Raw genomic sequence first — 22,995 nt, 5'->3', positions numbered from 1 at the left:
TCCTGGGTGCTCATTGCGTGATCCCCCACCGCGGCGCCAGGAAATCCATCGCGGAAGGAAACTCCTGCACGGCCACCGCCCAGGAGTGGCCGGCTCCCGCAACCGAAGCCTGCTTGATATCGAACCCGGCACCGCGGGCCGCCGTCGCAAGCTCGGTGGCGAAATGGCCGAACTCACCATCAGCGGTACCCACCGCTATGAAGCCTGCATGCCCGGCGTAGCTTTGCTTTTTCATCAAGGTCAGCGGAGTCAGGGCATCGAAAGCCGCAGAGTCTCCGCCGAATGCCGTCTGGATGGTCCGCCGGCGGTCGGGACCAAGTGAAGGCTCCCGCTCGCCCGAGAAAGCAATGAAGGAAGGGTAGATTTCAGGATGCAAAGTAGTCATCTGCATGGCACAAGTCGCCCCGAAGGAAAACCCTCCGACGGCCCATTTCCTTGGATCGGCGGACACATCGAGAGTCGAGTTGATCCAGCGCGGAACATCGACCGCGAGGTACGTGTCGGCACGGGCGATCCGGCTATCCATGCACATGGTGTTTGCAGTGTCGGAACCGTTTGGATCGACCACCACCACAACCGGCGCTACTCCACCATGTTTTGCCGCGAAGGCATTCATGGTCGGTTCGAGTAGTCCGCCGGTCAGCCAGTCAGCGGGACGTCCGGGCTGGCCGGCGAACAAAACCAGCACGGGTAATTGGGTTCGGTCGGTGGCCAGGTAGGCTGGCGGCAGGTAGATGAAAGCATCCTGCGCCTTGAAACCGGATTCGGTCCCCGGAATCGATGCCCTGCGGACTATTCCCGCACCATGCGCTGATACCGGGAGGGGTCCCGAAGCAACCTTCTTGAACTCGTCCCCAAGCTCCGGAATCCGCCCCACATTGTGGCCGAAGAGATCTGCTGCCGTGTGGTTGAGGCCGAAATAGCTGTTGATCTGAAGCGCAGCAAGGAGCAAAACGGCGACGAACGAGCCTGCGGCGGCGCTCCTGACACGCCACGAAGAACCGGGGAGCCGGAAGAGGAAGAGGGCCACCGCTGAGAAGGCAACCACGGACCACGCAAGAACATCGAAGGGGAGATCCTCAGGGAACACGGTGAGAACGTTGACGAGCAACCAGTGGATGAATGCCACAACTCCGATTGCCAGGACAACGGCCACAAAAATGGAGAGCAGCCAGCGCCAGCTTGGTCGAAGGAGCAGGAATGCTCCCCCGGCGATTCCCGCGCCAAGGATAGTCCAAAAGAATGGACCATCAACAAGGCTTAATTTGTCAAGAAAGTCCACAGCCCTCAGCGCCAGGTGCCGACGCCCACCACGGGGCCAGCTTCCAGCCAAGAAGACAACCCGGCGTAAGCATCAAATCTCATCGCCAGCATGAACCGCCGGCCGTCATGCTGGAGTTCCACGACCACGACGTCGGGCTGCAGCCTCGTCAGTTCTTCTTCGGTTGGCTTCCGGCGACCCAGGAGCTCCAAGGAACTGCGCCGAAAGCTGTGCCTCGGACGGAAGCTGAGGGAGAGCAAGCGGAACCACTCGAGTTCCGAGTCCTGATAACGACAAACCCCCATCCGCCAGCTGTTTCCAGCCATGCAAATGGAGGCGTCGACCGTGCCCAAGGCGCGCCGCAAATTGAAGCGGCGCACCCCGACGAGGCACAGTGTAAAAATCAGCAACGCAAACGCCGTTGCCAAGGCGATGAACGGAATAGCAGAATCGTCCATCAAGGTCTTGCTATCGGATCCCCGCAGTAGCTGCTTCGCCCAGCTTGGCGTTGTCAGCGACGATCACCACGCGGTTGTTGTCGACGGAGAAGAACCCGCCGTCCACAACTACCGACAAGCGGTCTCCGGAAACCGGCTCGATGGCCAGCTCGCCCTCGGCCAGGATGGCGAGGAGGGGCGAGTGGCCCGGCAGTATCCCGATTTCTCCATCGCTGGTCCGGGCCTTGACCATCTTGGCCGCACCGGACCACACAAAGTGGTCCGCTGCGACAATCTCAACCTCGAGCTCAGCCATACTACTTGGTCTGTTCCTGGATCTTGGCCCACTGGCGCTCAACGTCATCCAGGCCGCCGACGTTGAAGAACGCCTGCTCTGCGATGTGGTCCAGCTCGCCGTCGCAGATGGCCGTGAAGCCTTCCACGGTGTCCTTGATGGACACGGTGGAGCCCTCGACGCCGGTGAACTGCTTGGCGGTGTAGGTGTTCTGGGACAGGAACTGCTGGATGCGGCGTGCACGAGACACGACGATCTTGTCTTCTTCGGACAGTTCGTCAACACCGAGGATGGCGATGATGTCCTGGAGTTCCTTGTTCTTCTGCAGGATCTGCTTCACGCGGACGGCCGTGTTGTAGTGGTCCTTGCCGATGTACTGCGGGTCCAGGATGCGGGACGTCGACGTCAGCGGGTCAACGGCCGGGTACAGACCACGGGAGGCGATTTCACGGGAAAGTTCCGTGGTCGCGTCGAGGTGTGCGAAGGTCGTTGCCGGAGCCGGGTCGGTGTAGTCATCAGCGGGCACGTAGATCGCCTGCATCGACGTGATCGAGTGACCCTTGGTCGAAGTGATGCGCTCCTGCAGGAGGCCCATCTCGTCGGCGAGGTTCGGCTGGTAGCCAACTGCGGACGGCATGCGGCCGAGCAGGGTGGAGACCTCGGAACCGGCCTGGGTGAAGCGGAAGATGTTGTCGATGAAGAGCAGCACGTCCTGGTTCTGCACATCGCGGAAGTACTCCGCCATGGTCAGGGCGGACAGCGCCACTCGCAAACGCGTTCCCGGCGGCTCGTCCATCTGGCCGAACACAAGGGCGGTGTCCTTGAGGACGCCTGCCTCTTCCATTTCAACCCAGAGGTCGTTGCCTTCACGGGTGCGCTCGCCAACACCGGCGAATACCGAAGTACCACCGAAGTTACGGGCAACACGGGTGATCATTTCCTGGATCAGGACGGTCTTGCCGACACCGGCGCCACCGAACAGACCGATCTTTCCACCCTTGATGTACGGGGTGAGAAGGTCGATAACCTTGATACCGGTCTCGAGCATCTCCGTGGAGCCCTCGAGGGACGCGAAGGCGGGAGCCTTGCGGTGGATCGGCCAGTAAGCGTCAGCCTTGATCTCGGACTCGTCAACGTCAAGCGGCTTGCCAAGGACGTTGAAGATGTGGCCCTTGACTCCGTCGCCGACAGGCACGGAGATCGGGGCACCGGTGTCCTGCACGGAGGTGCCGCGGACAAGTCCGTCGGTGGCCTGCAGGGCGATGGCGCGGACGAGGTTGTCACCCAGGTGCTGGGAGGTCTCGAACGTGATGGTCTTGGTCTCACCGTTGAGAGTGATCTCAGTGGTAAGCGCATGGTAGATCGACGGGATTGCGTCAGCCGGGAATTCGACGTCGACAACCGGGCCAATGACACGGGCAATACGGCCGGTGGCGCCGGCCGTTGCAGCTGCGTGCTCGGTAGCGGTGGCAGTCATCTCTCTCACTTCACTCAGTAGATGGCGTGGGGTTAAGTTTATCTATTTGGTGCAGGTGCAGCTTGCGCCGAACCAGACACCGGCGGCTACGCGCTCAGGGCGTCGGCGCCGGCCACGATTTCGGAAAGCTCCTGCGTGATCTCAGCCTGGCGGGCCGTGTTGCGCAGACGCGTGTACTTCTTGATCAGATCGGTCGCGTTGTCGCCTGCCGACTTCATGGCACGCTGGCGGGCGGCGAGCTCGGAAGCTGCTGCCTGCAGCATCGCTGCGAAGATGCGGGACTCGATGTAACGCGGCAGCAGTGCGTCGAGCACTTGCTCCGATTCTGGTTCAAATTCGTACAGAGGCAGAAGCTCGGACTCACTGACCGTCTGCTCTTCAACTTCGAGCGGCAGCAGACGAACAACTGTGGGTTCCTGTGTCACCATCGACTTGAAGCGGGTGTAAACGACGTGGATCTCATCCACGCCACCCTCAGCGAAGTCATTGGCGAACTCTTCGAGAAGAGCGGCACCGATTTCCCTTGCGGTCTTGAATTCCGGTGCGTCCGTTCCGCCGGTCCATACGCGGGAGTACGAACGGTTGCGGAAGTCGAAGTATGCCTGGGCCTTACGGCCAACCAGGTATGTCTTGACTTCCTTGCCCTCTGCTCGGAGAAGTTCGTTGAGTCCTTCGGCCTGCTTGAGCACGCTCGCCGAGTAAGAACCAGCCAGGCCACGGTCCGAGGTGATAACCAGGACGGCGGCACGGCGGATCTGTTCCGGCTCGGTGACGAGCGGGTGATCGATTTCGCTCTGGCTTGCGACAGCAGAAACGGCACGGGTGATCGCGTTTGCGTAAGGCAGTGAAGCTGCCAAGCGGGCGCGGGCCTTACCGATGCGCGAGGTAGCGATCAGTTCCATCGCCTTGAAGATCTTGCGCATCGACGTCGTCGAGCTGATCTTCTGGCGGTAGACCCGGATCTGGGCTCCCATACATTTCCTTTCCTAAGATCCCGATGGATCAGCGGCTAAGGCTTGGCGAAGGCCCCGGGCCTGCGTTTACGCAGGCCCGGGAACCAATGCTCTAGCGCTTCTGCTTGACGATCTTTTCCTGGTCGACTTCGCCGCCGGAGATCGCTTCGTGCTCTTCGTGTCCGGCACCAACCAGGAGGTTGTCGCCTTCGCCGAAGAAGCCCTTTTTGAAGGCAACGATGGCGGTCTTCAGCGCTTCAGCGGTGTCGTCGTCCAGGACGTTGGTCTGCGCCAGCGTGGTCAGGATGGAGGACTTGTGCTTGAGGTGCTCCAGGAACTCGGACTCGAACCGGCTGACATCCTCAACCGGGACATCGTCCAAGTAGCCCTTTGTACCGGCCCAGATGGACACAACCTGGTCCTCGACCGGGAACGGCGAGTACTGGCCCTGCTTAAGCAGTTCCATCAGGCGGGCACCACGGGTCAGCTGCTGGCGGGAGGCCGCGTCAAGGTCCGACGCGAACATCGCGAACGCCTGCATGTCGCGGTACTGTGCCAGGTCCAGCTTCAACGTACCGGAGACCTTCTTCATCGACTTGACCTGCGCCGCACCACCAACGCGGGACACGGACACACCGACGTCAACAGCGGGGCGCTGGTTGGCGTTGAAGAGGTCCGACTGCAGGAAGATCTGGCCATCGGTGATGGAGATGACGTTGGTCGGGATGTAGGCCGAGACGTCGTTTGCCTTGGTTTCAACGATCGGGAGACCGGTCATCGAACCTGCGCCCAGCTCGTCGGAGAGCTTGGCACAACGCTCAAGCAGACGGGAGTGCAAGTAGAAAACGTCACCCGGGTACGCTTCGCGTCCCGGCGGGCGGCGGAGCAGCAAGGAAACTGCGCGGTAGGCTTCAGCCTGCTTCGACAGGTCATCGAAGATCACCAACACGTGCTTGCCGCCGTACATCCAATGCTGGCCGATGGCAGAGCCTGCGTACGGAGCCAAGTACTTGAAGCCAGCCGGATCAGATGCCGGAGAGGCCACGATGGTGGTGTATTCCAGCGCGCCGTGGTCTTCCAAGGTCTGGCGGACAGCGGCGATCGTGGAAGCCTTCTGGCCGACGCCGACGTAAACGCAGCGGACCTGCTTGGTCACATCGCCCGAAGCCCAGTTGGCCTTCTGGTTGATGATGGTGTCCACGGCGATGGCGGTCTTGCCGGTCTGGCGGTCACCGATGATCAGCTGACGCTGGCCACGGCCGATCGGAATCATGGCGTCGATAGCCTTGAGACCGGTCTGCATGGGCTCGTGAACCGATTTGCGCTGGGTCACGCCTGGAGCCTGGAGTTCCAGTGCGCGGGTGGTCTCGGCCTTGATCTCGCCGAGGTCATCGATCGGCTGGCCCAAGGGGTCAACCACGCGGCCCAGGAAGGCGTCGCCTACCGGGACGGACAGGATTTCACCGGTGCGGTGGACTTCCTGGCCTTCTTCGATACCGGTGAAGTCACCGAGGATGATGACGCCGATTTCGCGGACGTCGAGGTTCTGGGCCAAGCCCAGGGTGCCGTCTTCGAAGCGAAGCAGCTCGTTCGCCATGACCGAGGGAAGGCCCTCAACACGGGCGATGCCGTCACTTGCGGCGGTCACGCGGCCGACCTCTACGCGCTCTGCGTTTCCGGGTTCGTAGGACGCCGCGAACTCGTTCAACGCATTACGGACGTCGTCGGCGTTGATGGTCAATTCGGCCATCTGCAGTCCCTGCTCTCCTGTTTTCGTGATCATCGTTGCTCACGATGACCGGTGTTTGTATCAGTTAAGTTGTGCTTGTCTGGCTAGCCGGCGAGTTGCCGGCGGAGCTCGGACAGGCGGGCTACGACGGAAGCGTCAAGCACTTCGTCAGCCACCTGGACCCGGATTCCACCGATCAACGTCGGATCAACGCTGATGTTGACCTTCAGCTCGCGGCCATAGAGGGCATCAAGCCCGGCCTGCAGACGGCTGGCCTGCGCATCCGTCAACGGACGGGTAACGCGGACAGTTGCGATCCAGCGCTGCTGGCGCTTGGCTGCAAGCTTGGCAAAGTTGTCGATGAGCTTGCTCGGCTTGACACCGCGCGGCTGCGACACGGCCTGGCCGATGAGAAGTTGAGCTTCCGGGCTTGCGCCAGGAACCAGCTTCCCGGCCAGGCTGATCTTGGCCGCAGCACTTGCCTGCGACTCTCCCAGAGCACGTTGTACCTCGTGACTGGAAGCAACGGTCTGGTTGAAAGCAAACAGATCGTTTTCCAGCTCTTCCAGCCCCGTGATTCCGGAGGCAGAAACGGCCGACTTGTTTTCAGCCACAGCGATAACCACCGTGGCGGCAAGAGTCTCGAGTGCATCGCCGATATCGCGTGCCGATGCCCAGCGTGCGCTGGCCAATCCACTCGCAATTTCCGCAGCATCAGCGGAGACTTTCCCGCCAACCAGCTGCTTGACCAGCGCCGACTTTTCTTCTCCACTGCGGGAAGGGTCAGTCAGGGCGCGGCGCAAGCCAGCCGAGCTGTCCACCGTTCCCAGGATTCCGAAGAGGTCCTTAGCCAACTGCAGCGAGGCCGTTGGAAGCGTAGCTTCCAACTGCTCCAGCGCTTTGGTCAGCGATTCGCTCGATACACCTGCCATTACTTAGCTGCACCTGCGCTCTGGGTCTCCAGATCTGCGAGGAAGCGGTCCACCACGCGGGCGGCACGCTCGTCATCGCTGAGCGATTCGCCAACGATGCGCTCAGCCAAAGTCGTGGCCAAGGTGCCCACCTCGGAACGAAGGGAGACAACAGCTGCCTGACGCTCCGATTCGATCTGGGCATGCGCCTGCTCGGTGATGCGTGCAGACTCGGCTGCTGCCTTGGTCTTCAGCTCCGCGAGGATCTGGGCACCTTCGGCACGAGCTTCTTCGCGAATGCGGTTAGCCTCGGCGCGGGCATCGTGGAGCTGCTGCTTGTACTCTTCGAGAGCTGCAGAAGCTTCAGCCTGGGCCTTTTCAGCCTTGGCAATGCCGCCCTCAATCGCCTCTGCGCGCTCGGCAAAAGTCTTCTCGAACATCGGGACAACAAACTTGACCACGATGTAAAAGAGGACCCCGAAGCCGACGAGCACGACGCCCATTTCCCAGAGGTTGGGAACGAGCGGATTAGCCGACTCGGCGGCGCCTTGAGCGGCGGCTGAGATGATCTGCTGATTCATGTTTCACCCGTCCTTATCTACTCGGTTCTGAATGTTCGCTTGGTTCTTAGCGGTTTACTTGAGAACGAAAGCGAAGACCAGGCCGAGGATGGCGAGGGCTTCCGTCAGAGCCAGACCAAGGAACGCGATCGGCTGAAGCACGCGCTGGGCTTCCGGCTGACGTGCAACACCGTTGATGTAAGCAGCAAATACGAGACCCACACCGATACCACCGCCGATTGCGGAGAGACCGTAGCCAATGAGGTTAAGGGAGCCGTTGATATCGCCGTTCATTGTTTTCCTTTCAAGATGCCGCAGTCGCGGCAGGTTGTTTGGTTTGCTTCAACCCCCGAGGGGGAAGATTAGGGGGTGTGCCTAGTGGCTGTCCGCGTGGAGCGCGCCTTCGATGTAAATCGCGGTCAGAAGAGTGAAGACATATGCCTGCAGCACCATGATCAAGGCCTCGAGCATGTACATGGCGACGGCGCCAACGAGTACCAGCACGGATGCACCCTTGAGAAGGACGTTTTCCTGCATGACGAGGAACTCAATGCCGGAGCCGGCGATCATCACAATAAGGTGCCCTGCCATCATGGTGGCAAAGAGACGGAGGCTGTGCGTGACCGGGCGGACCATGAAGTTGGAGATGATTTCGATCGGCACGACGATCGGCAGGATGTACCACGGAACACCCGAAGGAACGGTGGCGAGCTTGAAGTACTTCAACCCGTTCTTCTTGATTCCGATGCCGATCCAGGTGACATACACGACCGCGGCCAGCACATAGGCCCCGCCGACGTGCGAGAAGCTCGGAAGCTGGATCACGGGAATGGCACCGTAGATGTTGTTCACCAGGATGAAGAAGAACAAGGAGAACAGGAGCGGCACGAACTTCATGAAGTCGCGGCCGCCGATAATGTCCTTGGCGATGCTGTTGCGGACGAAGCCGTAGGCCATCTCGCCTGCGAACTGCAGCTTGCCGGGAACCAGCTGCTGCTTACGCGCGGCGAGGATGAAGAATGTAGCGATAAGGACGACCGACAGGATCACCAGCAACATCTGCTTGGAGAAGCCATCGCTCGCACCCCACGGCAGGATAGCCGGCAGGTGCATTTGGTCGATTCCGGGAGGAGTGAAGGTCCCTGAATCCTGGGCCGGGAGCGCAAGCGCGATCAACGCGTTTCCTCTCTGCAGTGTCCATCATTGGGCGTTGTTGAGGATCCGGCCGCGTTTCTTGCAGCCATTTCCCGTGTGAAATTATTTGGCATTACTGTCCCCGTCCTGGGACGGACCACTGTCTGCTTTGCTCTCACCGGAAGACGAGCGCTGACTAGTGAGGCCGTGCATATGGGAAAGATAGAACCCTCCTGCGGCTCCAAGCAGAGCGCCAAGGAGCACAATCCAGTGAGTCCCCCACAGATTATCCAGACCCCAGCCTATCAAACTCCAGACTATGATTCCGCCAACAATGTAGCTGAAGACGGCAATGCCGGCGTTGTATCCGCCGTCGCTTCCGTCGCTCGCGGACACAGTGGAATTGCCGGGTTTTGCGGCATTGGGCGTGGCGGGGCGTAGCTTGTTCCTAGGAGTGAACATCGTCGCCTCCTTCGCCTGCTGCGGGGTCGTTATATATCTGGAGCCGGGCCTTGCTGAAGCCGTAGATTTCGGCGGCTTGCCACGAGACAACGGCGACGACGGCGCCAATCACGAACCAGCGACCGTGCAGCCACGCGGGGGCTCCGAAGACGAACAGCACCAGGGCAAAGCCCACCACCTTGACAAAGTAGCTGGCAACGAAGAGGCCGACGGCGCCGGAGGGATTGTCACGGCCAACAAAATGGCCGATCAGCAAGCTGATGGCAAAAAAGGCCATCACCAGCGCCCCGCCGAACGCGACGGAAAGAACTCCCAGGCCACCGTTCATGACCGCCGCAACAATGGACGTTGCGGCGAGAGCCGCGACCGCCGCCGTCGAGCTGAGGAAAAGAAGCCGCAGCCACAGCGAAGAACTGGAGCGGGAGACAGCAACGCCGTTCGAGTCGGACTGTTGTCCGCCGGCGTTGGAGGTCATGGGGATGCCAATCGTCGTGGCAAAGATGCCAAAGTCTCAGGAGGGTGGGTGCACGGGCGAGTGACTGTCCGCCCTAGAATTCTACATGAGATAGAACTGTGATGTTAACGCCCTTGTCACACACCGACTACCGGGTGGAGCCTCCGCCGCGGGCGAAGTACGGCCAGGCTGTCACGCCGGCCATAATCAGCGCGGCCACGATGTCCACCGTGAGAACCATCTGCCAGGGGAAAACAGCGAAGGCCAGGCCTCCGAACGCCAGGATGCAGGTCCACACATACATCATGAGCACTGCCGTCCGGTGTGTGTGACCAAGCTCTATGAGCTTGTGGTGCAGGTGTCCTCGGTCGGCCGACCACGGCGATTGCCCACGTGCAGTCCGCCGCAACACCGCCAGCCCGAGGTCCAACAACGGCAGCGAGAGAATCGCGAACGGCAGCAGGATGGGGACGATCGTAGGAATACCGTTGGCGCGGTCGTAAAGTCCGGAGCTGATCTGGCCCGTGGATACCACACCTGCCGAGGCCATCACGAGGCCCAAAAGCATGGCGCCTGAGTCGCCCATGAAGATCTTGGCCGGGAACCAGTTGTGTGGCAGGAAGCCGATGCAGCAACCTACGATGATCGCCATCAGCAGCGCCGCCAAGTCCGAGCGGTCCGTGAGTGTCGCGTTGCGGTGGACCCAGTAGGCCGTCAGGAAAAACGCAACCCCGCCAATCGCGGCGACACCCGCAGCCAAGCCATCGAGTCCGTCGATGAAGTTGACGGCGTTCATGGTGGTCACAATGAGGAGGGCGGTCAGAACGACCCGCAGCGGTTCCGACTCAATCCGAATGGGCTCCGGAACAAACGGAATCACCGACATCTGCACGCCCCAGACCGCAACGATCGTGCCGGCTGTGCACTGGCCGATCAGTTTGACCCACCATCGGATGTCCATCACGTCGTCGGCAACACCGACCGCGACGATTACCAGGGCGCCGGCCAGTATCCCCCACGGCGCACCGTTCCCGTGGAAGATGTCTTTTACGAAAAATGAATTGCTTGCTACGGCGAGGGCCACGGCAAAGCCCGCGAAAAGTCCCAGGCCACCGAGTCGGGAGATCGGCACCGAGTGCATATCGCGGCTGCGGATAGGGGCAAACAGCCGAAGTTTGTTCCCCATCTGGCGGGCTACCCAGGTTGCAAGATACGACACGACGGCAGCCGTGAGCATCATGAGTGAGTACATGATCACGTGGCGGCTCCTGTTGGCGGTGGTGGATTTCGTCCCCGGCGAATAGCTGCCGGCACGTCACCCGCAACACCTCTGCGCACCGCCGAATATTGCTGTACTACAGTTGGACTCTGTCAAGATACTAGCGGCAACGGCGGCTTTGCTCCGTTTCACGCGCCCCTAGGGCGAGCCGGGAGGATCCTCCCCGCTACTGCCCGGAAGGAACCCTACATGACTGTCTCCGTTGCCGTTGCGGCTGTGACCTTTGACCGCCCCGGAGAGCTTGCTGTCCTGCTGGACGCTGTCAACAATCAGTCCATCGCGGTGGACACCATCTGTCTTGTGGACAGCGGTACTACCCCTTCGCGGGAGCTCGCATCAAGCCACCCAAACGTGGACTACGTTCGCTCCGAGGCCAATCTGGGCGGCGCGGGGGGCTTCGCCCTTGCGATCCTCAAGGCAGTGGCCAGCGGCGCTGAATGGGTCTGGATCATGGACGATGACGCCGAACCAGGCGATCCAGAATGCCTCGAAACCCTGGTTCGCGAGGCGGAAGCCCGGGGACTGGATGCTGTGGTCCCGCTCGTAGTGGCTCCCGGCCACCCGGACAAGCTCTCCTTCTTCTTCCGGATCGACGGCAAGGTGACCCACGACCGTTCCGAAGTCGAGAAGGCCGGGTTCCTGCCCGACGTCGGGCACTTCTTCAACGGGGCCCTCATCCGTACCAGCGTCTTCTTCAAAGTGGGAGTGCCGGATATCCGGCTGTTCATCCGCGGCGATGAAGTGGACTTCATGATCCGCCTCAGGAAAGCGGGGATACGCTTCGGTACGGTCGCCACGGCGTGGATCACCCACCCGCATGCGTTTTCCGAGACCAAGCACGTCTTTGGGGCGCGCTGGCACGTGATCGTGCCGGATTCGGCGTTCAAGCGCTACTTCTACTACCGCAACCGCGGCTATTTGATCCGCCGGTATCGGCGCGGCAAATCCATGGTGGCCGATGTCGGAGGCTACCTGGGCTACTTCCTTCCCCGCGGTGACTTCCGTGGGCTCGCCGAGTGGTTCCGGGCATTCTCGGCCGGTTTGCGCAACAAGGGCTTTGGCCCGCTGGAGGACCAGAAATTCTAGCGGCCCGGCTGGGTGCTGTCCTTACGAGAGAGCCGACGCCGGGCCAGCAGGCCGAGTAGCACCCACGGCTCACCGAAGACCCGGTACGCGACGCGCCCCGGATGCAGGACAAGTCGCCAAGCCCATTCAAGCCCGAGGCGGCCGAGCCAGCGTGGAGCGAGCTTCTGGAGCCCCGCCAACTGTTCGATAGCCCCGCCGACGGTGCAGTAGACGGCGGGCGGAAGCTCGTCCAGCCGCCGGTGCAAGACCGACTCCTGCAGCGGCATTCCCAGGCCAAGAAGCACCAGTTGGGGACGGAACTCCGCGAGCCAGGCAACGGCGGCCTCTTCGCTGGAGTTGTCCCAATTCTCACCGGGCCGGCCAGAGACCTCGGCACCGGGCACGATCTCGCGCAGCCGTTGGACTGTCTTGGCGTTGGCCTCGGGGCCCGCCCCGACGACGGCGATCCGGCGTAGTCCCTCGACGCCGCCTAGCGCCGGCACCCAGTCAGTGGATCCCAAGCGGTATTCCATCAGGCCTGGGCTGTCGCTCCGTGAGCCTCCACGGTGGCCAAGTCCCCAAAGCATGGCGACAGGCGCTCCATCCAGGAGGACCACATCGCTGCGCTCATAAAGGTCGCGGAAATCCGGACTCGAATGAAACAGCGTGACACTGTGCAGGTTGTGCCCAAGGACCACCTTGGTGGTGCCATCCGAAACGAACCCGCTCATGGCCTCGATAAGTTCGTCCGTGCACAGGGCAGTGACGTCTACGTCCAGTAGCGGAACGCGATCCCGGACCAGGCTCATTCGGCCCTAATCTCGTCCGTCTCCGGCTCCGTCTCCGGCTCAGGCACGGTTTCGCCGAGCGCCAGCACGCCGGGAACCACGTCGCGGAGGCGTTCCAGGGAAACAGCACCGTCGCGTACCACGCGGAGCGGCAGGGTGGTGGCGTCAACAATGGTTGATGCTACAGACTCGGTTCCCTCGACAGGCCGGAACCCGCCCTCGAGGTACACCTCGACCGATTCGGCAAGCTGGGTCCTCGCCTCTGCAGCCGTCTGCGCGGCGGGTTGACCGGTGCGATTGGCTGAAGACACCGCCAGCGGACCTGTGCGGTTGAGCAGTTCAAGCGCAATTTCGTCGTCGGGCATGCGCAGGGCCACGGTTCCGCGGGTCTCCCCCAGGTCCCAGTCCAAGGACGGCTGGGCGTGGAAGATCAGCGTCAGGCCACCAGGCCAGAAGGCGTCTGCCAGTTTACGGGCGTCTTCCGACACATCGGTTGCCAGCCCGTCCAGCGCATTGAGCCGTGGGATCAGTACGGGGGGCGGCATATGGCGGCCGCGGCCTTTCGAGACAAGCAGCATGGTGACGGCCTGGGGTGAGAACGCGTCGGCGGCAATGCCGTAGACGGTGTCCGTCGGCATGACGACACACTTTTTCTCGCTGATGGCGCGCTGCGCATGCTCCAGCCCTTCGGCGCGTTGTTCCTCTGACGTGCAGTTGTAGCTTGTGGTCACAGCGCTATTCTTTCATTTCCCGGAGGCATCGATTGCCAACACTGCGCTCGTGGCACGTTCCTTGCCGTTGAGATCAAGGTGGGTAGTGACTTGCATCCAGCAGCCCACGGCCTTCAGATGTTCGGAAATCCACTTTGCCTGCACCTCGGCGTGCTCCATCACGAAGAAGCCGCCGCCCTTGAGGAGCCGGGCAGCCGAGGCGGCAGCCGCCGTCGGAAGCTCCATCCCATCCGCTCCCCCGCCGTACAGCGCCTCGGGTGGATCGTGTAGTGCCACTTCAGGTTCGTTCGGAATGGCTTCAGCGGGGATGTAGGGCGGATTGGAAACGACGACGTCGAAAGTTCCGTTGTGTTCGGGCAAGGCGTTGCGGAGGTCGCCCTGCACGAGCTTAACGCCTAGTGGCTCCAGGTTCCTGGCGGCCCAGGCGTGGGCAAACGTGCTGAATTCAACGGCGTGGACCTCGGCCCCAGGCAGTTCGTGGGCGATCGAGCCAGCAATAGCGCCGGATCCGGTGCCGAGATCCACAACCTTGGGGTGCGGGTGACCCTCGAGGTGGTCGATGACCAACTGAACGACCGATTCCGTTTCAGGGCGCGGAATGAACACGCCAGGGCCCACGGCCAGCGCGAGGTAGCGGAAATGCGCGACGCCGGTGATGTGCTGGAGCGGTACGCGCCGTGCACGCTCGGCCACCAGGTCCGCATAGCCTTCAGGGGCTGCAGAATCGCCGAGGAGCATGGCACGCAAGCGCCCGAGGCCGACACCCAGGAGATGTTCAGCGAGGAGCTCGGCGTCCACGCGCGGAGTGGGCACGCCCGCGTCGGACAGGATGGCAGTCGCCTCGCGGACGGCGTCAGCCAGGCTCTGGCCAGGAAAGAGCGTCATGAGTTTCCCTGCAGGCTGTTACTCGCCCAGGGCATCCAGGCGCGATTGTTCGTCCATCTCGATGGCCGATTGGATGACCGGCTCCAGGTCGCCGTTCATGACGGCGTCGAGGTTGTAGGCCTTGTAGCCGGTTCGGTGGTCGGCGATCCGGTTTTCCGGGAAATTGTACGTGCGGATGCGCTCCGAACGGTCCATGGTGCGGATCTGCGACTTGCGCTGGGCCGAGTTCTCGGCGTCGATCTGCTCCTGTTGGTGGGCGAGGATGCGGGCACGCAGGACGCGCATGCCGGCTTCCCTGTTCTGTAGCTGGGATTTTTCGTTCTGCATTGCCACCACGATGCCCGTAGGAAGGTGGGTGATGCGGACTGCAGAGTCTGTGGTGTTGACGGACTGGCCGCCAGGGCCCGAGGACCTGTAGACGTCGATCTTGAGGTCGTTCTGGTTGATTTCGAGCTCTTCGGGCTCATCCACTTCCGGGAGCACCAGAACACCTGCCGCAGAGGTGTGAATACGGCCTTGGGACTCGGTAACGGGAACACGCTGAACGCGGTGCACGCCGCCTTCGAACTTCAGCCGGGCATACACGCCCTCAGCGGGATCGTTCGAGTTGCCCTTGACGGCCATCTGGACGTCCTTGTAGCCACCTAGATCGGATTCCGTGGCCGAGATGAGCTCGGTCTTCCAGCCGCGCGACTCCGCATAACGCATGTACATGCGCAGCAGATCCCCGGCGAAGAGGGCCGCTTCATCGCCGCCTTCACCACCCTTGACCTCAAGAATGACGTTGCGGGCGTCGTCAGGATCGCGAGGAATCAGCAGCCGGCGCAATTTCTCCTGAGCTGCCGGAAGCTTTACCTCAATCTCGCCGACCTCAGCAGCAAATTCGGCATCTTCGGAAGCCATTTCCTTAGCCGCTTCAAGATCGTCCATGAGCCCGCGCCAACGGTTGTAAGCCTCCACGATGCCCTGCAACTGGGCAGAACGCCGCCCCAACTTGCGAGCCATGGACTGATCGGCATAAACAGCAGGATCACTCAACTGCGCCTGAATAGCAGCATGCTCATCAAGCAATCCCTGTACGGACTCAAACATTTCAAAACCTCTTTCGACTTGCAACCAAGTCTAGTAACTGCAACGCGGGGTCAGATACGGCCCATGCTGAGGGCCAGGATGGGCCGTATCTGACCCCGCGTTGCTGTAGGGCCAGGAATTCCGTCTTAAACAGCGAGCCGCTGATTTTGCTGCCCCACCCGGCGTAGGGGCGGGGCAGCAAATTCAGCGGCTCACGAAGCCAGCTATTTGTCGTTATCCGACTTAGCTCCAAGAGTCGTCTTCTGTACCTGCATCAGGAATTCGACGTTGCTCCCGGTCTCCCGGATCTTGTTAGTCAGGAGTTCAAGGCTCTGCTGGGTCTCGAGTCCGGACAGGACGCGGCGCAGCTTCCACATGATCTTGACTTCTTCAGCCGAAAGCAGGTTCTCTTCGCGACGGGTACCGGAGGCGTTGACGTCCACGGCCGGGAAGATACGCTTGTCCGCGAGCTGGCGGGACAGGCGGAGCTCCATGTTGCCCGTGCCCTTGAACTCTTCGAAGATGACCTCGTCCATCTTGGAACCGGTCTCCACGAGCGCGGTTGCCAGGATGGTCAGCGAGCCACCGTTTTCGATGTTGCGCGCAGCACCGAAGAAGCGCTTCGGCGGGTAGAGCGCAGCGGAGTCGACGCCACCGGACAGGATGCGGCCGGAGGCCGGTGCTGCCAGGTTGTAGGCGCGGCCCAGGCGGGTCATGGAGTCCAGGAGGACCACCACGTCCATGCCCATTTCCACAAGGCGCTTGGCGCGTTCGATGGAGAGCTCGGCAACCGTCGTGTGGTCATCGGCGGGACGGTCGAAGGTGGAGGCAATGACCTCACCCTTGACTGTGCGCTGCATGTCCGTGACTTCTTCGGGACGTTCGTCAACCAGCACCATCATGAGGTGGACCTCAGGGTTGTTGGTGGTGATCGCGTTGGCGATGGACTGCAGGATGAGCGTCTTGCCAGCCTTGGGCGGGGAGACGATCAGGCCGCGCTGGCCCTTGCCGATCGGGGCCACGAGGTCGATGACACGCGGGCCGATCTTCTTGGGGTCCGTTTCGAGGCGCAGGCGCTCGGACGGGTACAGCGGGACGAGTTTTGCGAATTCGACGCGGTCCTTGAGCTCTTCCGGTGTCTTGCCGTTGACCGACGTGACGCGGACGAGCGCATTGAACTTCTGGCGTGCGGTCTGCTGGCTGCGGTCTTCGCCGTCACGCGGAGCGCGGATTGCGCCGACCACGGCGTCGCCCTTGCGCAGGTTGTACTTCTTGACCTGGGCGAGGGACACGTAAACGTCGTTGGCGCCGGGCAGGTAGCCGGAAGTGCGGATGAACGCGTAGTTCTCCAGCACATCCAGGATGCCGGCAACGGGCAGCAGGACGTCATCCTCGGTGACCTCGACGTCGTCGACGTCGGGGCCTTGGCCGCGGCCGCGACGGCGTTCGTTGCGGTCCCGGAAGCGGTCGCTGCGGGTGTTTCCTTCGCGGTTGTCGCGGCCATCACGGTTGTCCTGCGGACCCGGACGATCGTTGCGGTCGCGGCGGTTGCGACGATTGCGGCGGTTGCCGGTGTCATCGCCGTCGTTAGTGTCTTCGCGCCGCGTACGGGTGTTGTCGCGGCGATCGCGCTGGGAAGGTTCGCCGGCTTCGGCAGAAGCCTGCTCACCTTGGCGCGGCTGGGCCTGACGCTGATCGGCTTGGCGCTGTTCGGTTTGACGCTGTTCCACGCGGGGTTGTTCAGCCTGGGGCTGCTCGGCCGCACGGGTCTCGCTGGATTCTCCGGCCTCAGCAGGAGCTGCGGCCGCTTCGCCGCGACGACGATTGCGTGTGCGGGGCTGGCGACGTTCGCCGACGGCCTCGCTTGCTTCGGCTACAGGAGCAGCAGGAGCCTCGGCGGCAGGGGCGGGAGCCTCCACGGTTTCCGTGGCAGCAGGAGCGGCAACGACGCCGTCGCTCGTGGCGCGGCGGCTTCGGCCACGGCCACGTGCCCTGGTGCCTTCCTGCGCAGGAGCTTCGGTGGATGCTGCGGCAGGTGCGGCAGCATCCTCAACTGTTGCTGCTGCAGGCGAGACCTTTGGTGCTACGGCTTTGGTCGCGGCAGGGGCCTTGCTAGTGGTTGCACCGGCACGGTGGGCTGAGATAGCCGAAACCAAGTCCCCCTTGCGCATCCGGGATCCGCCCGAAATGCCCAGCTGACTGGCGAGAGCCTGGAGCTGCGCGAGCTTGAGGCCTGCAAGGCCGCTGCTCTTGGCGGTTGCGGCCGTTGATTCAGCTGCAGAAGATGTTGTGTCCACAGCTGAAGCCAGCTCAGTGGTTTCTGTCACGAAGGATCCTTCCCCCTCGACGGCGTCCAGACCTAGAGCTGGACGCGATGATTTGTTCTGGACTGCAGTTCAGATCTGCAGCCGTGATTTCGGTCTTGCCGGTTTAGTTTCAGCAGGGCCGGATACTGATACGTCTTCGATGCTCCGGCGGGCGGGGCGCGGGCTGACGGTCCGGGTAACAGAAAGGGTTCTGTGGCACCTGCGACAGGCCGATAAGGAGACGGCACCGGCAGACTTCGACACAGTAGGAGACGGGAACGGCGTTATGCCGGGATCCAATGTCAGGGAACTGCCCGCGGTTCTACCGCCGGTGCAAGTCCACTCTAGCACCTTCAACGTCCACTGCCAGTGTCATCACGCGCCAAGAAACGTCCGGTGTGTTGTCCGCAGTGAAAGAGGCAATGAATTCCGTAATCGCTTCTGCCTCGTCCGCGCCGTTTGCCAATGCCAGAACTGTAGGGCCTGCGCCGGAAACAACCGCGGCATGGCCTGATAACCGCAATGCCGCAATCAGGGCCGCGCTAGGCCGCATGGCCTCTGCGCGGTAGCTCTGGTGCAGGTAGTCTTCAGTTCCGGGAAGCAGGAAACGGGGCTGCGCAGTCAAGGCGTGGATCAAGAGCGCGGCGCGTCCGGAGTTCATGGCGGCGGCATGATGACCGATGGAGGCCGGAAGCAAGCCGCGGGCTGTCTCGGTGGACAGTTCGTAGTCGGGAACGGCGACGATGGGGATGACGGACGGAACCACTTCCGCACGCGTGCTGCTGTACTGCTCGCTGTCCTGCCATGACAAGGCCAGTCCGCCGAAAATCGCCGGTGCGACGTTGTCCGGGTGGCCTTCCATCTCGCTCGTGAGTTGCAGAATCCATTCACGGTCGCGTTGTGCGGATTCGGGCACCAAAGCGTTGGCTGCGGTAACGGCCGCAACCACCGCAGATGCCGAGGAACCGAGTCCGCGGCCATGCGGGTTGACGTTGTCCGCGGTGATCTTCAAGCCATTGTGCCGGAAGCCGAGGCGTTCCAGGGCCGTGTTGATCGCGCGAACCACGAGGTGGCTGGCATCACGTGGAAGACTGTCGGCCCCCTCACCGGAAAGCTCGAACTCGAGCTCTCCGGTGGTGAGCGTTTCGACGGTCAGGGTGTCGTAGATCGACAACGCCAGGCCGAGGCTGTCATAGCCGGGGCCCAGGTTGGCGCTGGTGCCCGGGACCCTGACGGTCAGCTGCTGGCCTGCCGCGACAAGCTCGAGTCCGGTCGCGGTGGGCTGCGTGGTTTCCACTCTTAGCTTTCTTCCAGTCCCAGTTCAGCTGCCACAGTCACGACGTCGTTCGGTACCTTGACGGGCTGGACTTCATTGCCGTCTTCGGTACGGAGGGCCCACTGCGGGTCCTTGAGTCCGTGACCGGTGACCGTGATGACGATCGTCTTTCCGGAGGGAACTTCGCCTGCGGCGTGCTTTTTGATGAGCCCGGCGACGCCCGCCGCGGAGCCGGGTTCGACGAAAACGCCTTCCTTGGCGGAAAGCCAGCGGTGTGCGTCGAGGATTTCTTCGTCAGTCACGGCGTCGATGAAGCCACCGGATTCGTCACGTGCCGCGATCGCCGTATCCCAGGATGCCGGGTTGCCGATGCGGATGGCCGTGGCGATGGTGTCCGGTTCAGTGATGGGGTGGCCCACCACGAACGGTGCCGCACCTGCGGCCTGGAAGCCCCACATGGCTGGCGTTTTAGTGGAGACGGCGGGAAGGGTGCCCGCGGTTGCGGACTCGAAGGGCGCGGAGTACTCCTTGTAGCCCTTCCAGTACGCGCTGATGTTGCCAGCGTTGCCCACCGGTAGGACGTGGATGTCCGGAGCGTCGCCGAGGGCGTCGACAATTTCGAAGGCACCGGTCTTCTGTCCCTGGATACGGGCGGGGTTGACCGAGTTCACGAGGAACACCGGATAGGACTCACCGAGCTTGCGGGCGATGTCCAAGCAGTTGTCGAAGTTACCATCCACCTGGAGGAGCGTGGCGCCGTGTGCGATCGCCTGGCTGAGCTTGCCCATGGAGATCTTGCCTTCGGGAACCAGCACGGCGCACTTCAGCCCGGCGGCCGTGGCGTACGCGGCGGCCGAAGCCGAGGTGTTGCCCGTGGATGCGCAAACAACTGCCTTGGCGCCTGCTTCGACTGCTGCAGTCATGGCCATGGTCATGCCGCGGTCCTTGAAGGACCCGGTGGGGTTCATGCCCTCCACCTTCAGGTAGACGGTGGATCCAGTGAGCTCGGAGAGCTTCTGCGCGTGGACGAGCGGTGTTCCGCCCTCACCGAGGGTAATGACCTTCGTGGCTTCCGTTACAGGCAAACGATCAGCGTATTCGCGGATTACTCCGCGCCATTGGTGAGCCACTTAGACCCCTTCTACCCGCAGGACGGATGTCACAGAATTGATGACGTCCAGGCCCTTGATGGCCTCGACGGTTGCCGCGAGTGCGGCTTCGGATGCGCGGTGCGTGACGATCTTCAGCTCGGCCGACTCAACGTTCGAGGCGGCGTCACGGTGGATCGTCTGGCGCATGATTTCGATGGATACGCCGTGCTCCGCAAAGATATGGGTGATCCGGGCCAGCACGCCGGCCTGGTCGGCAACGTCGAGGCCGATGTAGTAGCTGGTGTTCGAGGCATCTATCGACAATGCAGGCACGTGCCCGGTGGTGGTCTCGGTTCGACCGGGACCTCCCAGCACCACGCGGCGGGCAGCCGAGACGAGGTCGCCCAACACGGCAGACGCCGTCGGGGTTCCGCCCGCGCCCCGGCCGTAGAACATCAGCTCGCCGGCATTTTCGGCTTCGATGAAGACTGCGTTGAACGCACCGCGAACGGCCGCAAGCGGGTGTTCACGCGGCAGGAGGGTGGGATGCACACGGACCGAGATCCCGCCGCCGTTACCGGGCTCCAAACTCTCGATCTTCTCGGCGATGGCGAGCAGCTTGATGACAAAGCCGGCCTCCTTCGCTGCCACAATGTCAGCTGCGCTGACGTTGGTGATGCCTTCGCAGTAGACGTCCTCGAGCGCGAAACGCGTGTGGAAGGACAAGGACGCGAGGATGGCAGCCTTGGCTGCGGCGTCGTGGCCTTCGACGTCGGCGGTGGGGTCGGCTTCCGCGTAACCAAGGCGTTGGGCCTCAGCCAAGGCGTCGGCGAACTGCGCACCGGTGCTGTCCATTTGGTCGAGGATGAAGTTGGTGGTGCCGTTGACGATGCCCAGGACCCGGGTAATGCGGTCGCCGGAGAGGCTGTCGCGGATGGGGCGCAGGATCGGAATGGCTCCGGCGACGGCCGCTTCGTAGGACAGCTGGACGCCCGCCTTGTCAGCCTCTTCGTAGAGTGTGGGGCCGTCCTGTGCCAGCAGGGCCTTGTTGCCGGTGACGACGCAGGCGCCGTGCTGCATGGCAGCCAGGATGAGCGAGCGGGCCGGCTCAATGCCGCCCATGAGCTCGATCACCAGATCCGCGTCCTTGACCAGGGTGTCGGCGTCGGTGGTGAACAGTTCGCGCGGCAGTTCAACGTCGCGCTTTGCATCGATGTTGCGCACGGCGATTCCGGACAGCTCCAAGCGCGCACCACTGCGGGCCGCAAGGGCGTCGGCGTCGTCAAGGAGAATCCGCGCTACCTGGGCCCCAACATTGCCACAGCCCAGCAGGGCCACCTTCAGGGTTCGCACTTCAGACATTCGCCACTCCCATGTCGCGGTTCAAAAGATCTTCTTCGGTTTCCCCGCGGACGATCAGCCGGGCGGATCCATCGCGCACAGCGACAACGCCAGGCCTGGCCAGATAGTTGTAGTTGCTTGAGAGGGCCCAGCAGTAAGCGCCGGTCCCCGGTACAGCGAGAAGATCACCGGCTGCCACGTCTTCGGGCAGATATACATCTCTAACAACTATGTCGCCGCTCTCGCAATGTTTGCCCACTACTCGGGACAGTTGCGGGACGGCATCCGAGGCGCGCGAGGCGATAACGGCCGAATAATCCGCGTCGTACAGCACCGGACGGGCGTTGTCGCTCATGCCACCGTCCACCGACACATAGCGACGAGGGAACGTAACGTTTTCCTTGCCATCGGCATCTGCAGGCGCATCCACGCGAACGGTTTTAAGCGTCCCGACCTCGTACAAGGTAAAGGTGCTGGTGCCCACGATCGCGCGGCCGGGCTCAATCGAAATACGCGGCGAAGTGATGCCCAGCTCAGCGCACTTTGAGCGTACGACGGCGGCCATCGCCTGCGCGATTTCGGCTGGCGGGCGCGGGGTGTCGGCCGGCGTATAGGCGATCCCGTAGCCACCGCCCAGGTCCAGTTCCGGCAAGACGATGGAGTACTTCTCCTGCATTGCGGCAAGGAATCCCAGGAGCTTTTCGGCCGCAACGGCGAACCCGTTCGGCTCGAAGATCTGCGAACCGATATGGCAATGCAGTCCCAGGAGTTCCACGTTGGGGTAGGACGTAGCCGCCGCCACGGCTTCCTCCGCTGCCGAGAGGCCTACTGCCTCAGTGGAGTCTTCGGCCATGGAGAGCCCGAATTTTTGGTCCTCATGGGCCGTGGCAATGAATTCGTGGGTGTGGGCGTGGACACCGGGAGTAAGCCGCAACATCACCTTCGCCGTTTCGCCGCGGCCGGAGGCTATCTTGGCCACCCGTTCGAGCTCGTCGAGGCTGTCCACCACAATGCGTCCGAGCTTCATGTCCAGTGCCCGATTGATCTCGGCATCGGACTTGTTATTGCCGTGGAGGCCCAAATTGGCACCGCTGATGCCGGCGCGGGCCGCGACAGCGAGCTCTCCGCCGGAGCAGGTGTCCAGGCGCAGGCCTTCCTCGGCCACCCAGTTCGCCACGGCAGTGCACAAGAAGGACTTTCCAGCATAGTAAACGTCCACTCCCCCGCAGATGTCGTCGAATGCCGCGTCGAAGGCATCCTTGAAGGAGCGGGCGCGGGCACGGAAATCGCCCTCGCTCATCACGAACAGCGGGGTGCCGAACTCCGCCTTGAGCTCACTGACGGGAACCCCGGCAATGGCGAGTTCGCCGTCGTCGTTCCTCTGGACGTCTTCGGCCCACATCGGCGCGTGAAGCGCGTTCACGTCCTCCGGTACTGCGAGCCATTCGGGGGCAAGTGGTGAGGCTGTGTCGCTATTCTGCACGCCAGA

The 22,995-nt window shown here is 62.4% G+C and carries 23 protein-coding genes; 1 reads left to right on the top strand and 22 read right to left on the bottom strand.

All coding sequences use genetic code 11. From position 1 onward, the window contains the following. Positions 1–10: 10 nt before the first annotated feature. The 13 genes from AC3ANQ_RS08995 to AC3ANQ_RS08935 form a co-directional block, all read right to left on the bottom strand. Positions 11–1,282: an alpha/beta hydrolase gene (locus tag AC3ANQ_RS08995; RefSeq protein WP_488304770.1), complete on the bottom strand. Its 1,272-nt coding sequence runs from the start codon at positions 1,280–1,282 to the stop codon at positions 11–13. A gap of 5 nt (positions 1,283–1,287) precedes the next feature. Beyond that, positions 1,288–1,719: a DUF2550 domain-containing protein gene (locus AC3ANQ_RS08990; RefSeq protein WP_488304769.1), complete on the bottom strand. Its 432-nt coding sequence runs from the start codon at positions 1,717–1,719 to the stop codon at positions 1,288–1,290. 10 nt (positions 1,720–1,729) lie between these two features. Further along, positions 1,730–2,014 (bottom strand): F0F1 ATP synthase subunit epsilon, encoded by a 285-nt coding sequence (locus AC3ANQ_RS08985; protein ID WP_488304768.1) that lies wholly within the window; start codon positions 2,012–2,014, stop codon positions 1,730–1,732. 1 nt (position 2,015) lies between these two features. Next, entirely contained in the window at positions 2,016–3,470 is a 1,455-nt protein-coding gene (gene atpD / locus AC3ANQ_RS08980) for a F0F1 ATP synthase subunit beta (protein ID WP_265977230.1), read from the bottom strand. An 86-nt stretch (positions 3,471–3,556) separates the two neighbouring features. After that, positions 3,557–4,444: a F0F1 ATP synthase subunit gamma gene (locus AC3ANQ_RS08975; RefSeq protein WP_395797404.1), complete on the bottom strand. Its 888-nt coding sequence runs from the start codon at positions 4,442–4,444 to the stop codon at positions 3,557–3,559. 91 nt (positions 4,445–4,535) lie between these two features. After that, on the bottom strand, positions 4,536–6,173 hold the full coding sequence (atpA, locus tag AC3ANQ_RS08970) for a F0F1 ATP synthase subunit alpha (protein ID WP_265977309.1): 1,638 nt from the start codon (positions 6,171–6,173) through the stop codon (positions 4,536–4,538). An 83-nt stretch (positions 6,174–6,256) separates the two neighbouring features. Continuing rightward, on the bottom strand, positions 6,257–7,084 hold the full coding sequence (locus tag AC3ANQ_RS08965) for a F0F1 ATP synthase subunit delta (protein ID WP_488304767.1): 828 nt from the start codon (positions 7,082–7,084) through the stop codon (positions 6,257–6,259). After that, on the bottom strand, positions 7,084–7,644 hold the full coding sequence (locus AC3ANQ_RS08960) for a F0F1 ATP synthase subunit B (protein WP_488304766.1): 561 nt from the start codon (positions 7,642–7,644) through the stop codon (positions 7,084–7,086). Before AC3ANQ_RS08960 ends, AC3ANQ_RS08965 begins: the two co-directional genes overlap by 1 nt. A gap of 54 nt (positions 7,645–7,698) precedes the next feature. Then, positions 7,699–7,917 carry an ATP synthase F0 subunit C gene (gene atpE, locus AC3ANQ_RS08955; RefSeq protein ID WP_028264751.1) on the bottom strand — a complete coding sequence of 73 codons (219 nt, stop codon included), beginning with the start codon at positions 7,915–7,917 and terminating at the stop codon, positions 7,699–7,701. An 81-nt stretch (positions 7,918–7,998) separates the two neighbouring features. Further along, a complete protein-coding gene (gene atpB, locus AC3ANQ_RS08950; RefSeq protein ID WP_236811724.1) occupies positions 7,999–8,799 on the bottom strand; it encodes a F0F1 ATP synthase subunit A in 801 nt (266 codons plus the stop codon). A gap of 81 nt (positions 8,800–8,880) precedes the next feature. Then, positions 8,881–9,219, bottom strand: a complete 339-nt coding sequence (locus AC3ANQ_RS08945; protein ID WP_488304765.1) for a hypothetical protein — start codon at positions 9,217–9,219, stop codon at positions 8,881–8,883. Then, complete coding sequence (locus AC3ANQ_RS08940; RefSeq protein WP_488304764.1) at positions 9,206–9,694, bottom strand: Cg1360 family ATP-synthase-associated protein; 489 nt, start codon at positions 9,692–9,694, stop codon at positions 9,206–9,208. Before AC3ANQ_RS08940 ends, AC3ANQ_RS08945 begins: the two co-directional genes overlap by 14 nt. 127 nt (positions 9,695–9,821) lie before the next feature. Next, positions 9,822–10,931 (bottom strand): MraY family glycosyltransferase, encoded by a 1,110-nt coding sequence (locus tag AC3ANQ_RS08935; RefSeq protein ID WP_488304763.1) that lies wholly within the window; start codon positions 10,929–10,931, stop codon positions 9,822–9,824. A 210-nt stretch (positions 10,932–11,141) separates the two neighbouring features. Between AC3ANQ_RS08935 and AC3ANQ_RS08930 the strand changes: the two genes are divergently transcribed. Further along, positions 11,142–12,038 (top strand): glycosyltransferase, encoded by an 897-nt coding sequence (locus AC3ANQ_RS08930; protein ID WP_488304762.1) that lies wholly within the window; start codon positions 11,142–11,144, stop codon positions 12,036–12,038. Here the strand turns inward: AC3ANQ_RS08930 and AC3ANQ_RS08925 are convergent. The 9 genes from AC3ANQ_RS08925 to lysA all read right to left on the bottom strand — a co-directional run bounded on the left by AC3ANQ_RS08925 (position 12,035) and on the right by lysA (position 22,989). Beyond that, on the bottom strand, positions 12,035–12,826 hold the full coding sequence (locus tag AC3ANQ_RS08925; protein WP_488304761.1) for a WecB/TagA/CpsF family glycosyltransferase: 792 nt from the start codon (positions 12,824–12,826) through the stop codon (positions 12,035–12,037). The genes AC3ANQ_RS08930 and AC3ANQ_RS08925 overlap by 4 nt on opposite strands. Further along, complete coding sequence (locus tag AC3ANQ_RS08920; RefSeq protein WP_488304760.1) at positions 12,823–13,536, bottom strand: L-threonylcarbamoyladenylate synthase; 714 nt, start codon at positions 13,534–13,536, stop codon at positions 12,823–12,825. The genes AC3ANQ_RS08925 and AC3ANQ_RS08920 overlap by 4 nt, the downstream gene beginning before the upstream one ends. 12 nt (positions 13,537–13,548) lie before the next feature. Then, on the bottom strand, positions 13,549–14,421 hold the full coding sequence (gene prmC / locus AC3ANQ_RS08915; RefSeq protein ID WP_488304759.1) for a peptide chain release factor N(5)-glutamine methyltransferase: 873 nt from the start codon (positions 14,419–14,421) through the stop codon (positions 13,549–13,551). 18 nt (positions 14,422–14,439) lie between these two features. Then, the gene (prfA, locus tag AC3ANQ_RS08910) at positions 14,440–15,513 is read right to left on the bottom strand and encodes a peptide chain release factor 1 (RefSeq protein WP_488304758.1); all 1,074 of its coding nucleotides are present in this window, start codon (positions 15,511–15,513) and stop codon (positions 14,440–14,442) included. 203 nt (positions 15,514–15,716) lie between these two features. Beyond that, a complete protein-coding gene (rho, locus tag AC3ANQ_RS08905) occupies positions 15,717–17,819 on the bottom strand; it encodes a transcription termination factor Rho (protein WP_488304757.1) in 2,103 nt (700 codons plus the stop codon). 301 nt (positions 17,820–18,120) lie between these two features. Then, positions 18,121–19,095, bottom strand: coding sequence for a homoserine kinase (thrB, locus tag AC3ANQ_RS08900; protein WP_488304756.1), 975 nt, complete (start codon positions 19,093–19,095; stop codon positions 18,121–18,123). Between the two features lie 2 nt (positions 19,096–19,097). Next, positions 19,098–20,204, bottom strand: coding sequence for a threonine synthase (gene thrC, locus AC3ANQ_RS08895; protein WP_488304755.1), 1,107 nt, complete (start codon positions 20,202–20,204; stop codon positions 19,098–19,100). After that, positions 20,205–21,527 carry a homoserine dehydrogenase gene (locus AC3ANQ_RS08890; protein WP_488304754.1) on the bottom strand — a complete coding sequence of 441 codons (1,323 nt, stop codon included), beginning with the start codon at positions 21,525–21,527 and terminating at the stop codon, positions 20,205–20,207. It lies immediately after the preceding gene. Next, the gene (gene lysA, locus AC3ANQ_RS08885) at positions 21,520–22,989 is read right to left on the bottom strand and encodes a diaminopimelate decarboxylase (protein WP_488304753.1); all 1,470 of its coding nucleotides are present in this window, start codon (positions 22,987–22,989) and stop codon (positions 21,520–21,522) included. The genes AC3ANQ_RS08890 and lysA overlap by 8 nt, the downstream gene beginning before the upstream one ends. Positions 22,990–22,995 lie beyond the last annotated feature (6 nt).

It is taken from the genome of Arthrobacter sp. DMZ02-1R, assembly GCF_057747935.1.
Note: the sequence above shows the minus strand (reverse complement) of the source record. Positions and strands in the feature narration are given on the sequence as shown.